The following is a 14,060-nucleotide window of genomic DNA, read 5'->3' as shown; positions in this document are numbered from 1 at the left end:
CCCCCCGGGGGGGGGGCGGGGGGGGCCCGGCCCCCCGGGGGGGGGGTGCGGCCCCCGCTGGGGGCGCCGTCGTCGTCTTGGGGGGGGCCGCGGGGCCGGACCCCCGCCCCCCCGGCGCCCACGACTCGCCCCGCGGCCGATGTGTGGGGGGAGACCGCGGGGCGAGAGTCCTGCCATGAAACAGGTTCTGGAGCTGACCGGATTCGTCGCCCTGGTGCAGGGCGTGCTGGGCCTGGTGCACGAGTTGACCCACTGGCATGTGGGATTCGTCCAGCGGCTCGGCTTCCTCGACGGCTACGAGGTCTACGCGAGCGCCGGGCTGGTGGTGTCGGCGTTCGCGCTGTTCGCCGCCGCGGAGAGCCGGAGGTCCGGCTGAGCGCCGGCCGGACCTCCGGCTCGTCGCACCGTTCCCTCGGACCCGGCGTCCGGCTCAGCAGCCGAAGTCGATCAGGTCGAACGTGGCGTAGTGGTCGGCCGTGTAGTAGTCCTCCTCGTACTCCTCACCGGTGACGATGCGACGGGCACCGCGCGTGGAGGAGCCGGGGGTCTTCACCGTGTACTCGTGGTAGTAGCCGTTGGGCTGGCTGGGCAGGACGCCTTCCGAGTTCCGGAAGACGGTCCCGTCCTGCGAGTACGGGAAGGGGCCGCCCTGGTCGATGAGGCTGAGGGTGGTGTACGCCTGTGAGGGGAGGTCGCCGTAGCAGATGCTGCCGGTGGAGGAGGCAGCCGCGTCCGCCGTGCCGGCGGTGACGGTGCCGCCCACGAGCAGGGCGGACAGGAGGGCGCCGGCGGCGCCGATGCGAGTGATTCGTGGGGGGAATCTCATGGCCACATGATGACGCGCGTAGAGCGTGGCATGTCAATGACAAAGTTGAAGTTTCTCCCAGCAAGTCCGATGAATTTTCAGGGAGTTAACCTGCGGCCCGCCGTCCCCACGCGGTCCCCACAAGCACCAGCGCGCCACCCGCCAGCCCGAGCGCGCCGAGCCGTTCCCCGCCGAGCGCGATACCGGCAGCGGCGGCCCACAGCGGCTCGGTGCCGAGCAGCAGGCTGACCCGGGACGGGGAGGTACGGCGCACGGCCCACATCTGCACGAAGAACGCGAACAGCGTGCACAGCGCGGACAGGAACAGCAGCCCGGCCCACTGACGCGCGCCGAAGCCGGCCGCCGTCGCCCACGGCGTCGGGCCGGTGCCGGCCGACAGGACCGCGAAGACGGCGACGGTGGTGCCCAGTTGGACGGCAGTGAGGGGCAGCGCGTCCGCGCCCTGTACGGCTCTGATCCGGGACATGGCCAGGACGTGCAGGGTGCGGGCGAGCGCCGCGAGCAGCATGAGCAGGTCGCCGGGCGAGGGGCCGGTGAAGCCGCCGCCCTGGGTGAGCAGCACGACACCGGCCACGGAAAGGGCCGCCGCGCCGAGGAACGTCCGCGCGGGCCGGGTTCGGGTCACGACGGCCTCACCGAGCGGTGTGAGGATCATGGTGAGGCTGATGATGAGGCCCGCGTTGGTCGCCGAGGTGTGTACGACGCCGTACGTCTCCAGCAGGAAGATTCCGCTCAGGATCAGGCCGAGCAGCGTGGCGCCGCGCCACTGGGCGCCGGTCAGGGCGCGCAGTGACCGGTGGCCGACGGCCGCCAGCACCGGCAGGACGAGGGCGAAGCGCAGCACGAGGACAGCGAGCACCGTGCGCGCGGTGGTGATGTCCTTCGCGGCGAGGTAGCTGGCACCCCAGACCACCGCCACGAGGAGCAAGGGCAGATCGGTGAGCCAGGCGCGGCGGGACGCGAGGGCACTCGGTGCGGCGATCGACGACATGGGGGCGGCTCTCCCGGTCTCCGTCGGCGGTGTGGAGACGTCGGCGGCTCGCACGCGGACGATCACCGTACCGGTCCGGATGATCTACGGCCAGACGTCTTCCGGGAGCTCGCACGAGCCGTATGCCGTGCCGGCCCGCCAGGTCGTACGACTCGATGCAGACCCCTGCCCCCGTGACGCGTCCGCCGCTGTGGGTGACGGCGGTCGGGACCTCATCGGTCGGCCGGCTGCCGTGTCACCCCACGTGCGTGGAGAACAGTCCGCCGGTCGGCCCCTGCTTGTCGCCGCCCTGCGCCTTCCGGAGGGCGTTGGCGAGGCTCTCGATGGTCAGGGACTGCAGGATGACCCGGCCGTTGCCCTCCAAGGTGGCCAGCGACAGGCCCTCGCCGCCGAAGACCGCGTTCATGATCCCCTGGCGGTTGAGGCCGCCGACGCGCTGGACGCCGTAGTGGATGCCCTCCTCGAAGGCGACGACACAGCCGGTGTCGACCTCGATGCGGCCACCGAAGTCGGCCGGGTCGAGGTCGATGAAGTTGCCCGCCCCGGCGATGATCACCGTGCCGTACCCGGTGAACTTCTCCAGGACGAAGCCCTCGCCGCCACTCCTGCCGGTGCGGCCGCCCTGGAAGGCGATGCCGAAGTCGACCGTGGACTCGGCGGCGACGAAGGCGTCCTTCTCGGCGAACCACGCGCGCGTGCCGTTGAGCTCCAAGGCGCGCATCTCGCCCGGGAGCACGCCCGCGAAGCCGACCGTGCCCTCGCCGCCGTGGGCGGTGAAGTACTGGAACGCCAGCGACTCGCCCGCGAGGGCGCGCTGGCCGACCTGCATGGCGGTGCCCATGGCCTGGCGCAGCATGCCGCCCATGCCGCCGCCCCCGCCTCCCCCCTGGGGCGCGCCGCCGTTGCCCGACGGGCCGCTCAGGCGGGTCTCCATGGTCACGTTCGTGGTCTTGAACAGGAACTTCCCGGCCTCGCAGTACACGGTCTGGCCGGGGTGCAGGTTGACGACCGCCATCTGCATGGCGTTGCCGACGATCTCTTGCTGAAGGGTCACGGGAGTGAGAACGCAAAGACGGAGGGAAGAGTTCCGGTTGCTGGAGATCGGTGTCCGTCGACCGCCAGCACTACCGGTCGGCGGCCGGTGGGATGGAGCCATGACAACAACGCACGAAACCCTGAACGGCAAGGTGGCCCTGGTGACCGGCGGCAGTCGTGGCATCGGTGCGGCGACGGCGCTACGGCTCGCGCGGGAGGGCGCGGACGTGGCCGTCACCTACGTCGACGGCAAGGAGGCGGCCGACGGCGTCGTACGGGCCGTCGAGGAACTGGGGCGCCGGGCATTGGCGCTGCGCGCGGACTCCGGGGACGCGGCGGAGGCGGCGGGCGCGGTCGAGCGGACGGCGGAGCGGCTGGGCGGGCTCGACGTCCTGGTGAACAACGCGGGCGTGGGCGTGCTCGGCCCGCTGGACTCCCTGTCGCTCTCCGACGTCGACCGGGTGCTGGCCGTGAACGTCCGGGGCGTCTTCCTGACCTCGCAGGCGGCGGCCTCCCGTATGGATCCGGGCGGCCGGATCATCACCGTCGGCAGCTGCATGGCCCAGCGCGTGCCGGGTCCCGGCGGGACCCTCTACACGACGAGCAAGTCGGCCCTGACCGGCCTGACCAAGGCGCTGGCCCGGGAGCTGGGCGGACGCGGGATCACGGCGAACATCGTGCACCCCGGGCCGATCGACACCGACATGAACCCGGCGGACGGCCCGTACGCGGACGGTCAGGCGGCGATGACGGCGCTGGGACGCTTCGGGTCGGCCGACGAGGTCGCGGCCATGGTCGCGTACCTGGCGCGGGCGGACTACGTCACGGGGGCGGAGTTCGCGGTGGACGGCGGGTTCGCGGCATGAGCGTCGGGTCGGCGTCTCCCGGACCCGGCGCAGACGGCTGAAGCCGCGGCCCGCGCGGACCCGGGCGAGGGGGCGGATCTCCGTGCTGTCACGGCTCCGGAGATCGACCGGTCCGGTGATGACCACCGGAAGGCGGTGAGGAGCGGCCGCACGGCATGGGGGGAACGGTCGGTGAGGGTGACCGCCGGCGTGGCGGCGGCCGCCGGTGAAGCGGTTCGGCCCGGCCTCGGGTCGCGGGTGGCGACGTTCAGAGCGGTGCCGCCCACCGATCCGAGGAGCGGGACCGCCATCACGCCTGCCCGTGAACACCCCGTTCCCCGCGGGGTGTTCACGGGGAGCGGGGTCAGCCGCCCAGTTCCTGGTGGCGGGCGGCCAGGGTGGTCGCGCCCTCCTGTGTGAGGGAGCCGAACAGGCGCAGGCGGGAGATTCCGCCGTCGGGGAAGATGTCCACGCGCGCGTGCGTGCCGACGGCGGGCTCCGGCAGGACGAAGCGGTGGTTGGTGTCGGGCTGGAGGCGGGTGCGCGGGAGGATCTCGCGCCAGTCGCCGTCCTCGCCGTCCCGTACGGACACCGACGCCCAGCCGGCGCTGTTGCCCTTGAGGCAGGCCGTGTCGATCTCGATCGCGCGGACCTCGGACCGGGCGGCCAGCCGGTAGCCGATCCAGTCGTTGCCCCGGTCACGGCGGCGGCGGGTCTCCCAGCCGTCGTCCATCTTGCGGGAGCGGCCCGGCTGAATGGTGTTCGTCGCCGGGGAGTAGAAGCGGTCGGAGGCGTCCTCGACCCGGCCGCCGTTCTCCAGGGCGACCACGTCGAACGTGCCCAGGGCCGCCAGCCACGCGGGGTCGGGGACCACTTCGCCGTACACCCGCAGGCGCGCGATGCCGCCGTCGGGGTGCTGGTTGACGCGCAGGTGCGTGAAGCGCTGTTCGACCGAGACGGCGAAACCGTTCGCCGCGTGGCCGCCGACGGGGGTGCGCGGCACGAGGGTCGTCCACTTCACGTCGTCGCCGAGCAGTTCCTCCGGGGACGGGGAGCCCGGCACGCACGTAGCCTCGACCGACACGGCCTGCGGGTAGTTCCCGCGGAAGTGGGCCGTGTCGACGACGACGCCCCGGACGACACCCGGCGCGCCGAGGCGCACGAGCGCCCAGTCGTGGTCCTCGGCCGTGGGCCAGGGGTGCTCGGCGGAGGCACCCCGGCGGCGGCGCGTCTCCCAGCCGTCCATGATCTTGCCCTTGTGTCCGAAGTGCTCGGGGTCGAACTCGGCCCGCTCGGGCACCAGCAGGTTCTCCCGCTGGGCGAAGAACTCGTCGTTGGCGGCGATGACACCGGCACCGAGCCGCCGGTCGGCGAGATCGGCGTGGTGGGTGAAGGGGAAGTCGGCGGTGCGGTAGTCCGCGTACGGGTCACCGCCTCCGTAGGGGTTCGCGTCGCCGGTGAAGCTCTGGGTCGCCGTCACGGTGATCAGGGGTTCCTTTCGGGAGTCGGCCGCCGCTGGAGCGGGGGCGGGTCAGGTGGTACGGCTCAGCAGTTCGCCCCTCGGGTCGGTGAACTCGCCCTCCGCGACGATGCGTTCGCCGCGCAGCCAGGTGGACTTCACGACCCCGGACAGGGTCTTTCCCGCGTACGCCGTGACGCGGTTGCGGTGCTGGAGGGCCGCCGGGTCCACGGTGAACGTCTCGTCGGGGGCGAGCACGGCGAAGTCGGCGTCACGGCCGGCCTCGATGGCGCCCTTGCGCGCGTCGAGGCCCACGAGGGCGGCCGTACGCGTGGACATCCAGCGGACGACGTCCTCCAGTCCGTGTCCGCGCCTGCGTGCCTCGGTCCAGACGGCCGCCAGGCTCAGCTGGAGGCCGGAGATGCCGCCCCAGGCGGTGGCGAAGTCGTCGGTCTTCAGGTCCGCCGTGGACGGCGAGTGGTCGGTGACCACGCAGTCGATGGTGCCGTCCGCCAGGGCCTGCCAGAGCAGGTCCTGGTTGGCGGCCTCGCGGATGGGCGGGCAGCACTTGAACTCGCTGGCGCCGTCCGGTACTTCCTCGGCGGTCAGGGTCAGGTAGTGCGGACAGGTCTCCACCGTGATGCGTACCCCCTCGGCCTTGGCCGCGGCGATCAGGGGCAGCGCGTCGCTGGAGGACAGGTGCAGCACGTGCACGCGCGCGTGGAGGCGCTTCGCCTGGGCGATCAGGCCCGCGATGGCCGAGTCCTCGGCGTCGCGCGGGCGGGAGGCGAGGAAGTCGGCGTATCTGGGGCCGCCGTGCTGCGGGGCAGCGTCCAGGTGGCGCGGGTCCTCCGCGTGCACGATCAGCAGACCGTCGAACCCGGCGATCTCGGCCAGGGACCGGGACAGCTGCTCCTGGCCGAGGTGGGGGAACTCGTCCACTCCGGACGGCGACAGGAACGCCTTGAAGCCGAAGACGCCGGCGTCGTGCAGCGGGCGGAGGTCCTCGACGTTGCCGGGCAGGGCGCCGCCCCAGAAACCGACGTCGATGTGCGCCTTGGCGGCGGCCACCCGCTGCTTCGTACGGAGGTGGTCGACCGTCGTGGTCGGCGGGAGGGAGTTGAGGGGCATGTCGACGAGGGTGGTGATGCCACCGGCCGCCGCGGCACGCGTGGCGGTCCAGAAGCCCTCCCACTCGGTGCGGCCGGGGTCGTTGACGTGCACGTGGGTGTCGACCAGGCCGGGCAGCAGGACGTCGTCACCGAAGTCCTCCAGGCGGGCCGTGGCGGGCACTTCGGCGTCGTACGGCAGGACGGCCGTGATCCTCCCGGCGGAGACCGCGACCGCAGCGGCACGCGTCCCCTCCGGGGTGATGACGCGCGTCGAGCGCAGCACCAGTTCAGCGTCGGACACCCGCAGACCCCTCTCTCTGCCGCCGTCTTACTTCCAGGAAACGGGATTTACACCCACGTAACGGAATTCAACGTTCTGTTGAAGGAGTCTTCACTCCCGCCCTCCCGCCGTCAAGAGGCACACTTCAACGAGGGCGGCCGACTCCGGCGCTCTGGACGTTTCCGTAAAGCGGAATTATGATTCCGACAGGCAGAACATAGCTACGCACAAGCCTGCCGTCGACCGGCCGCCGGGTACGCTTCTGCCCTTCCCGCCAGTCCCGAAAGGAACGCGCCGTGCCGACGTCCAGCGCCAGCACCAACGACTCCGCCAAGTCCGCCGGCGGCGGGGTCCAGTCACTGGAGCGCGCCTTCGATCTGCTGGAGCGGATGGCCGACGCGGGCGGCGAGGTCGGCCTCAGCGAGCTGTCCGCGAGCAGCGGACTGCCCCTGCCCACCATCCACCGCCTGATGCGGACGCTGGTGGTCTGCGGCTACGTACGGCAGCAGCCCAACCGCCGGTACGCCCTCGGCCCGCGCCTGATCCGCCTCGGAGAGTCGGCCTCCCGGCTGCTGGGCACCTGGGCCCGCCCCTTCCTCGCCCGCCTGGTCGACGAGACCGGCGAGACGGCCAACATGGCACTGCTGGACGGCGACGAGATCGTGTACGTCGCGCAGGTGCCGTCCAAGCACTCGATGCGCATGTTCACCGAGGTCGGCCGGCGCGTGCTGCCGCACTCCACGGGCGTCGGCAAGGCCCTGCTCGCCCACGTCCCCGACCACGAGGTGCGCGCGCTCCTGTCCCGCACCGGCATGCCGGCCGCGACCGAGAAGACGATCACCACGCCGGACGGCTTCCTGGCCGCCCTGGAGGACGTACGCCGCCTCGGGTACGCCGTCGACGACAGCGAGCAGGAGGTGGGCGTCCGCTGCCTCGCGGTCTCGGTGCCGGACTCCCCCACGGCCGCCGCCATCTCGATCTCCGGTCCGGCGGGACGGGTCACGGAATCGGCGACGGACAAGATCGTGCCGGTACTGCAGCAGGTGGCCGCGGAACTGTCCCGGTCCCTGGCAAGCTCGGGCGGCTGACCCACGGGGGTCCGGTCGGCCGCACACGCCCGCCGCGCTCCGCCGACGGGAGACCGGGCCCGCGCGATGCCGGCCGCCCGCCGACCGTCCCGGCAGGGCGCGGGCCCGGCCGAATGCGAGCGCACGCCCGCGCCCGGACTCCGGCCCGTTCCGCGCCAGGCACCCACCCGGCACCGTCCCGCGCACACCGCACGTCGACCGACCCGCCGGGGCCCCGGCGCACCGGGCACGATCCCGCGCACACCGGCCGGCTCGGCCCGCGCCCAGGCGGCCAGCGCCGTCCGCGTGCCGCACGCCGGGCACCGTCCGCCCCCCCGTCGGCCGAGGTGGCGCCGCGCGGGTGCGTGGACGACGGTGGGCCGCCCGGCGTCGGGGGCTCCGTAGAGCCCGGTCCCGGCGCCGGGGGCTGCGTCCGGGCCGGAGGGCCGCCGACCGGCACGGCCTACCCCGCAAGGGCGTCCGCACCGTCCCCCCGTCGCGCAGCACGCACATCGCGTCAGACGCACATCGCGTCACACGTATCGGTCCCCGCACCGCGGTCCGTCCGGCCCCGGACCCCTGTCCGGTCACCCTTCACCGCGGTCACGCACGCGGTTCAGCCGCGCGGCGGCCCGCCGAACAGGTCCACCGCGTCGCGGACCTCGGACAGCCCCCGCGTCAGTGCGCTGACGGAGCCGATCGCGCCCGCGATCAGGAGCAGGGAGCGGCGCAGGCGGGGTATCTCGGGCAGTCCGCTCAGGGCCATCGCGGCGAGCGCCGCCAGCTCGTCCTCGGCTATGCCGCGGTCGGGGAACTCGGCAGGGTGCGCAGCGAGTTCGCGGCGCAGCCGGGAGACCGCGGTCCGCAGTTCCGCCACTCTCGGGTCCTCGTCGCTGCCGGTCACTGGCCTCTGTCCCAAGCTCCGCAACACAGCCCTCCCCCCGGGCACGCCGCCCTGCGCACACGCCTCGCGTTCACCGCCCAGAACCCCCCGGTATCGGTCGGGCGCCGGGGGACGCGGGTCAGTAAACGCCACCCGCCACGGGGTGCGCCACACCGCGGACCGAATTTCAGGCCATGGAAACGGGTCGCCCGCCTCCGGGTCAGGTATGCAGGACGCATGACGGACAACCAGGGCCGGATCGCCGGTCTGCTCCTCGCCGCCGGCGGCGGAAGACGGCTCGGCGGACGCCCCAAGGCGCTGCTCGAACACCGGGGGCGGCCCCTGGTCGAGTACGCGGTGGGCGTGCTGCGCGCGGCCGGGTGCGAACGGGTCCACGTGGTGCTGGGCGCCGGGGCGGCCGAGGTCCGGGAGCGGGCCGACCTCAGCGGCTGCGTCCTGGTGGACAACCCCGACTGGGCCGGGGGGATGGGTTCCTCACTGCGGGCCGGGCTCGACTCCCTCTGCGGTACGGACACGGGCGCGGCCCTTGTCTCCCTGGTCGACCAGCCCGGCATCGGCCCCGAGGCGGTCGCCCGCGTCCTCGCCGCGCACGAGGACGAGAGGTCCCTGGTCTCCGCCGCCTACCACGGCGTACGCGGTCATCCCGTCCTGTTCGGCTCCGCCCACTGGGCGGGCGTCGCACGCGCCGCGACCGGGGACCGGGGCGCCCGGGCCTATCTCAAGGAGCACGAGCGGGAGATCCGGCTCGTCGAGTGCGGGGACGTGGCCGAGCCGTACGACATCGACACCACCGAGGATCTGGCCCACCTCGAGTGAGCGGGATGGCACCGGGAGCCACCTTGCCTCGACCCGGAGAATCTCGACGTCAACAAACCATTGAAGTTCCACGATGAGGAAACTAGTATCCACTGTTCAGAAGCGTCCGCCCGCTCCCCGGGCGCCCACCGCCCCACCTGGATCGGCTGGCACCCGGTGCCACCGCTGAAGGAAGTGACAGCTCATGTCCGCACCAGCGCCGTCTCCGCTGGCCATCGTCGACGCCGAGCCCCTGCCACGGCAGGAGGAGGTCCTCACCGACGCGGCGCTCGCCTTCGTGGCCGAGCTGCACCGGCGGTTCACGCCGCGCCGCGACGAACTCCTGGCCCGCCGCGCCGAGCGCCGCGCCGAGATCGCCCGCACCTCCACGCTCGACTTCCTCCCGGAGACCGCCGCGATCCGCGCGGACGACTCCTGGAGGGTGGCCCCCGCCCCCGCCGCCCTCGACGACCGCCGCGTCGAGATCACCGGCCCCACCGACCGCAAGATGACGATCAACGCGCTCAACTCGGGCGCCCGGGTCTGGCTCGCCGACTTCGAGGACGCGTCGGCCCCCACCTGGGAGAACGTGGTCCTCGGCCAGGTCAACCTGATCGACGCGTACACCCGGAACATCGACTTCACCGACCCGGGCTCCGGCAAGTCGTACGCCCTCAGGGCGAACGAGGAGCTCGCCACCGTCGTCATGCGCCCCCGCGGCTGGCACCTGAACGAGCGTCACCTCGTCGACGGGGACGGCACCCCGGTCCCGGGCGCCTTCGTCGACTTCGGCCTGTACTTCTTCCACAATGCACAGCGGCTGCTGGACCTCGGCAAGGGCCCGTACTTCTACCTCCCCAAGACCGAATCGCACCTGGAGGCCCGCCTCTGGAACGACGTCTTCGTCTTCGCGCAGGACTACGTCGGCATCCCCCAGGGCACCGTCCGCGCCACCGTGCTCATCGAGACCATCACGGCGGCGTACGAGATGGAGGAGATCCTCTACGAACTCCGCGACCACGCCTCCGGGTTGAACGCCGGCCGCTGGGACTACCTGTTCTCCATCGTCAAGAACTTCCGAGACGGAGGGCCCCGGTTCGTCCTGCCGGACCGCAACGCGGTCACGATGACGGCTCCGTTCATGCGCGCCTACACCGAACTCCTCGTCCGTACCTGCCACAAGCGCGGCGCGCACGCGATCGGCGGCATGGCGGCCTTCATCCCCTCCCGGCGCGACGAGGAGGTGAACAAGGTCGCCTTCGAGAAGGTCAAGGCGGACAAGGACCGCGAGGCGAACGACGGCTTCGACGGCTCCTGGGTGGCCCACCCCGACCTGGTCCCGATCGCCATGGAGTCCTTCGACCGGGTCCTCGGCGACCGGCCCAACCAGAAGGACCGCCTGCGCGAGGACGTCCACGTCGAGGCGGCCGACCTGATCGCTGTCGACTCGCTCGACGCGAAGCCGACCTACGCGGGTCTGGTCAACGCCGTCCAGGTGGGCATCCGCTACATCGAGGCCTGGCTGCGCGGACTCGGCGCGGTCGCCATCTTCAACCTCATGGAGGACGCGGCGACCGCCGAGATCTCCCGCTCGCAGATCTGGCAGTGGATCAACGCGGGCGTCGAGTTCGAGAACGGCGAGAAGGCGACCCCCGAACTGGCCCGCAAGATCGCCGCGGAGGAACTGTCGGACATCCGCGAGGAGACCGGCGAGGAGGCCTTCGCGGCGGGCCACTGGCAGCAGGCCCACGACCTGCTGCTCCAGGTCGCCCTGGACGAGGACTACGCCGACTTCCTCACGCTGCCCGCGTACGAGCGGCTGGCCGGCTGAACCTCACCTCTCCGAGTGGCCCAGGGACTTCCCCGGGGCCACTCGGTCGCGTACGGCCCGCTTCACGGCCGTCGGCTCCGGGAAGCCCTGTTCGCGGCGGTCCCAGACCACCTCGTCGCCCACGCGGACCACGAAGACGCCGCCCTTGTCCGTCTTGAGGGGGAGCTCGGTCAGCTCCTCTTCGAAGCTCGTCAGCAGCTCCTGCGCCGGCCGGGCCGCACGCGGCGGCCAGCGGCACCGGGTGCAGTACTCGATCTCGACCCGCCGTGCCTTCGAGGGACTGTCCGTCATCCCAGGTGCACCGACCAATCCTGTTCCGCCGCCGGCTTGCCGTGCAGATCGGGGACCCGCTTGAGCCAGTTCGGGCGGCCCTGCTGTGTCCGTGCCGTCCGCAGGGCCTCCTCGGCGGCGAGTTCCTCCCGGGTCGGGAAGTCCGTCGGGAGCCAGGCCGCGGACGCCTCCACGCGCGCGTGGAGGTAGTCCACGTACGCCTCGCGGACCTCGTCCGGCGTCGTGAACCCCGCCTCGCCGGTCAGCCAGGCGTCGGGGACCTCGGCGACGATCCCCCGCAGCAGTTCCCGGGTCACCTTCGGCGCCAGCTCGGCGTCCGCGGCCCGCGTGTCGGGCGCGCAGTGCCCGAGGGCGTGATGGCGGAAGTCGTACGCCTTCGCGGGGTCCGAGGCGTCCCAGCGGTGGTGGAAGACGAGGGCCGCGCCATGGTCGATCAGCCACAGGCGTGGGGGCACCGTGCCGAACGTGGGCCAGACCATCAGGTTGGAGCTGTGGACCGTACGGTCGACGTTCACGGTCAGGGCGTCGAGCCAGACGATGCGGCCCGCCTCCAGCGGATCGACGGAAAAGGTCTTCGCCACCTCGGGGGTGAAGTCCTTCGCTCCCGGCAGAAAGTCCATCCCGAGGTTGAGGCCGGGACTGGCGGCGTGCAGGTCCCGGACCTCCTGGTGCGGCTCGGCGTGGGCGATCGCCGGGTCGAAGTGCACGAGGACCAGTTCGGGGAAGCGCAGGCCGAGCGCACGGGCCAGCTCGCCCACGACGACCTCGGCGACCAGCGCCTTGCGGCCCTGCGCGGAGCCGGTGAACTTCACGACGTACGTCCCGAGGTCGTCGGCCTCGACGACTCCGGGGACGGAGCCGCCGGACCGCAGCGGGGTCACGTATCGAACAGCAGTCACGTCGCGCAGCACACCGGCCAGCGTATGCCAGGGGCCGGGTCAGGCGCCGACCAGCGGGTTCGGCAGCGGCAGGTAGCGGGCGTCGGCGCCGTCCGCGCCGGTCCAGCGCAGCAGCAGGTTCGTCTTGCCCGGCAGGGTGGGCGCGGTGAGCAGTGCGGTGATCTCGGGGAGGTCGTGGCGGGCGAGTTCGCGGCGGGCGGCGGGCCAGGGGTCGAGGCCCGGGTGGCGCTCGGCCAGGGCGGCGGCGATCTCGGTGAGGTGGTTGACGACCAGGCAGTACACCAGGCGCTCCCAGCCCGCTGCCCGGGAGACGTCCGGCAGCAGCTTCACGCCCTCGGCGTCCCGGAACAGCGCCTGCACGGGGGTACCGGAGGCGTCCACGGCGACCAGGGTGTTCTGCAGATGGGCCTCCAGTACGACGCCGTGGTCCGCGAAGGCCGCCAGGACCGGTGGGACCACCTGGCGCAGATACGCCTCCCACCAGGCCGCGGGGTCGGCGGCGCCGGTGAGCGGGTCGCCGTCGAAGCCCTCCGCCAGTCCGGCGGCGAGCAGCGGGGTCGCGCCGGGCAGGAGGTGGCCGCGCAGTCCGTCGCGGACCAGGACGGCCAGCTCCTCGAACGCGAAGCCGGCGGTGCGATGGCCGCGGTCGCTCAGCCAGGCGGCAGGCGGGCCGATCCCGGCGAAGGCGCGGGTCACGGCCGTGTCGGTGCGGCGCAGTCTCTGCAGGTCGTGGCGCCACAGCCGGCGGATGTCGTTGGTGATGCGCACATCGAGGCTGAATTTCAGGTGGAGATCGGCCCGCGGCTCGTACAGGGTTCGGACCGCGGCCGTGGGCCGCGCCTCGAACGCGGTCGTGCCGAGCCGTACCAGACGGCCGTCCGCGAAGGCGGGTGCGAGGTCGCGGCCGACGAGGCCGAGCTGCCACGGGTGGGCGGGCAGCAGCCGGTAGCCGGGCGGGGCGGTGCCCAGGGCGTCCAGCGCGGAGGTGTCGCCCTCCTCGACGACCGTGTCCTCGCGCACGCCGAGCAGGACCAGCGGGAAGCGGGCGTGCGCCTCGGGGGCGTACGGCAGCCAGCCCGCGACCGGGCCGCCACCGCGTGCCTTGGGGGCGGGGTGGTAGGGGTGCCCGGTGATCAAGGACTGCTCCGAGCGCAGGTACGGGTCGTCGGGCGGCGTCGCCCCGGCCCGAGCCGTGAGCAGCGCGGCCACCGCGTCCCGGCTGTCGGTCATCTCGACCGGCAGCTCGTCGTTCGAGAGTCCCGTGTGCCCGCGGAGCTCGTCGGCGACCAGCTTGACCAGGTCGGCGTGGCCGAGGGGCTGCCAGGCGCCGGCCACGCGCACCTCCGGGCAGGCCTGCCGCCGTCCGCCGCGCACGCGCAGCAGACGGCCGCCCGGCAGCCGGTACACCCGCGGTTCCCCGGATCCGGGCAGCGGCCGGGCCACCTCCCGCAGCAGGCAGTTGAGCAGGGGGGCTGCCGCGTACGCGTCGGCACGCCGGCCGACGTCGTCGCTGGGGGGCATGAGATCCACGCGATCCATTCGTTCTCTTGCTTCCACACGGGCCGATCGCGATCAGTATGTCTGTCGTCCGTGACCGTCGTGGCCTTCCTTTCCCGTACCCCGAGGAGCCTGCCCGTGCACCGTCACCCCACCATCGAGGCGCAGGTCGCCGCCGAGCTGGCCGAGATCGGGACCGGGGGGGGGGGGGTGGGTGCGGGGGGGCGG

The 14,060-nt window shown here is 72.8% G+C and carries 14 protein-coding genes; 5 read left to right on the top strand and 9 right to left on the bottom strand.

Features of this window, described 5'->3' with window-relative positions:
• Nucleotides 1-175 precede the first annotated feature (175 nt).
• Nucleotides 176-376 (top strand): hypothetical protein, encoded by a 201-nt coding sequence (locus ACFW2E_RS25105; RefSeq protein ID WP_384469328.1) that lies wholly within the window; start codon nucleotides 176-178, stop codon nucleotides 374-376.
• Nucleotides 377-430: 54 nt separating this feature from the next.
• Here ACFW2E_RS25105 and ACFW2E_RS25100 read toward each other — a convergent pair whose 3' ends face one another.
• The 3 genes from ACFW2E_RS25100 to ACFW2E_RS25090 all read right to left on the bottom strand — a co-directional run bounded on the left by ACFW2E_RS25100 (nucleotide 431) and on the right by ACFW2E_RS25090 (nucleotide 2,871).
• Nucleotides 431-826 (bottom strand): ribonuclease domain-containing protein, encoded by a 396-nt coding sequence (locus ACFW2E_RS25100; protein ID WP_384469327.1) that lies wholly within the window; start codon nucleotides 824-826, stop codon nucleotides 431-433.
• 85 nt (nucleotides 827-911) lie between these two features.
• Nucleotides 912-1,817 carry a DMT family transporter gene (locus tag ACFW2E_RS25095; RefSeq protein ID WP_384469326.1) on the bottom strand — a complete coding sequence of 302 codons (906 nt, stop codon included), beginning with the start codon at nucleotides 1,815-1,817 and terminating at the stop codon, nucleotides 912-914.
• A 235-nt stretch (nucleotides 1,818-2,052) separates the two neighbouring features.
• Nucleotides 2,053-2,871, bottom strand: coding sequence for an AIM24 family protein (locus ACFW2E_RS25090; RefSeq protein WP_384469325.1), 819 nt, complete (start codon nucleotides 2,869-2,871; stop codon nucleotides 2,053-2,055).
• A 100-nt stretch (nucleotides 2,872-2,971) separates the two neighbouring features.
• Between ACFW2E_RS25090 and ACFW2E_RS25085 the strand changes: the two genes are divergently transcribed.
• A complete protein-coding gene (locus tag ACFW2E_RS25085) occupies nucleotides 2,972-3,718 on the top strand; it encodes an SDR family NAD(P)-dependent oxidoreductase (protein WP_384469324.1) in 747 nt (248 codons plus the stop codon).
• Between the two features lie 343 nt (nucleotides 3,719-4,061).
• Here ACFW2E_RS25085 and alc read toward each other — a convergent pair whose 3' ends face one another.
• Nucleotides 4,062-5,177 (bottom strand): allantoicase, encoded by a 1,116-nt coding sequence (gene alc, locus ACFW2E_RS25080; RefSeq protein WP_384469323.1) that lies wholly within the window; start codon nucleotides 5,175-5,177, stop codon nucleotides 4,062-4,064.
• A 51-nt stretch (nucleotides 5,178-5,228) separates the two neighbouring features.
• Complete coding sequence (gene allB / locus ACFW2E_RS25075) at nucleotides 5,229-6,569, bottom strand: allantoinase AllB (RefSeq protein ID WP_384469322.1); 1,341 nt, start codon at nucleotides 6,567-6,569, stop codon at nucleotides 5,229-5,231.
• Nucleotides 6,570-6,844: 275 nt separating this feature from the next.
• On the opposite strand from allB, the gene ACFW2E_RS25070 reads away from it, so the two are divergent.
• Complete coding sequence (locus tag ACFW2E_RS25070; RefSeq protein WP_384469321.1) at nucleotides 6,845-7,636, top strand: IclR family transcriptional regulator; 792 nt, start codon at nucleotides 6,845-6,847, stop codon at nucleotides 7,634-7,636.
• 595 nt (nucleotides 7,637-8,231) lie between these two features.
• Here ACFW2E_RS25070 and ACFW2E_RS25065 read toward each other — a convergent pair.
• Nucleotides 8,232-8,519: a DUF5955 family protein gene (locus tag ACFW2E_RS25065; protein ID WP_384469320.1), complete on the bottom strand. Its 288-nt coding sequence runs from the start codon at nucleotides 8,517-8,519 to the stop codon at nucleotides 8,232-8,234.
• Between the two features lie 216 nt (nucleotides 8,520-8,735).
• On the opposite strand from ACFW2E_RS25065, the gene ACFW2E_RS25060 reads away from it, so the two are divergent.
• Together ACFW2E_RS25060 and aceB are read left to right on the top strand one after the other, a co-directional pair.
• Nucleotides 8,736-9,335: an NTP transferase domain-containing protein gene (locus tag ACFW2E_RS25060; protein ID WP_384469319.1), complete on the top strand. Its 600-nt coding sequence runs from the start codon at nucleotides 8,736-8,738 to the stop codon at nucleotides 9,333-9,335.
• Between the two features lie 184 nt (nucleotides 9,336-9,519).
• Nucleotides 9,520-11,145, top strand: coding sequence for a malate synthase A (aceB, locus tag ACFW2E_RS25055; RefSeq protein WP_384469318.1), 1,626 nt, complete (start codon nucleotides 9,520-9,522; stop codon nucleotides 11,143-11,145).
• A gap of 3 nt (nucleotides 11,146-11,148) precedes the next feature.
• Here the strand turns inward: aceB and ACFW2E_RS25050 are convergent, their stop codons facing one another.
• The 3 genes from ACFW2E_RS25050 to ACFW2E_RS25040 are packed head-to-tail and all read right to left on the bottom strand — an operon-like array spanning nucleotide 11,149 to nucleotide 13,874.
• Entirely contained in the window at nucleotides 11,149-11,436 is a 288-nt protein-coding gene (locus ACFW2E_RS25050; RefSeq protein ID WP_384469317.1) for a SelT/SelW/SelH family protein, read from the bottom strand.
• A complete protein-coding gene (locus tag ACFW2E_RS25045) occupies nucleotides 11,433-12,347 on the bottom strand; it encodes a HipA family kinase (RefSeq protein WP_384469316.1) in 915 nt (304 codons plus the stop codon). The genes ACFW2E_RS25050 and ACFW2E_RS25045 overlap by 4 nt, the downstream gene beginning before the upstream one ends.
• A 27-nt stretch (nucleotides 12,348-12,374) precedes the next feature.
• Nucleotides 12,375-13,874 (bottom strand): IucA/IucC family protein, encoded by a 1,500-nt coding sequence (locus tag ACFW2E_RS25040; protein WP_384469315.1) that lies wholly within the window; start codon nucleotides 13,872-13,874, stop codon nucleotides 12,375-12,377.
• Between the last annotated feature and the right edge of the window lie 186 nt (nucleotides 13,875-14,060).

This window comes from Streptomyces sp. NPDC058964 (assembly GCF_042741275.1).
In the GTDB taxonomy this organism is placed as follows: domain Bacteria; phylum Actinomycetota; class Actinomycetes; order Streptomycetales; family Streptomycetaceae; genus Streptomyces.
This window is presented reverse-complemented; position numbering and strand designations above follow the sequence as displayed.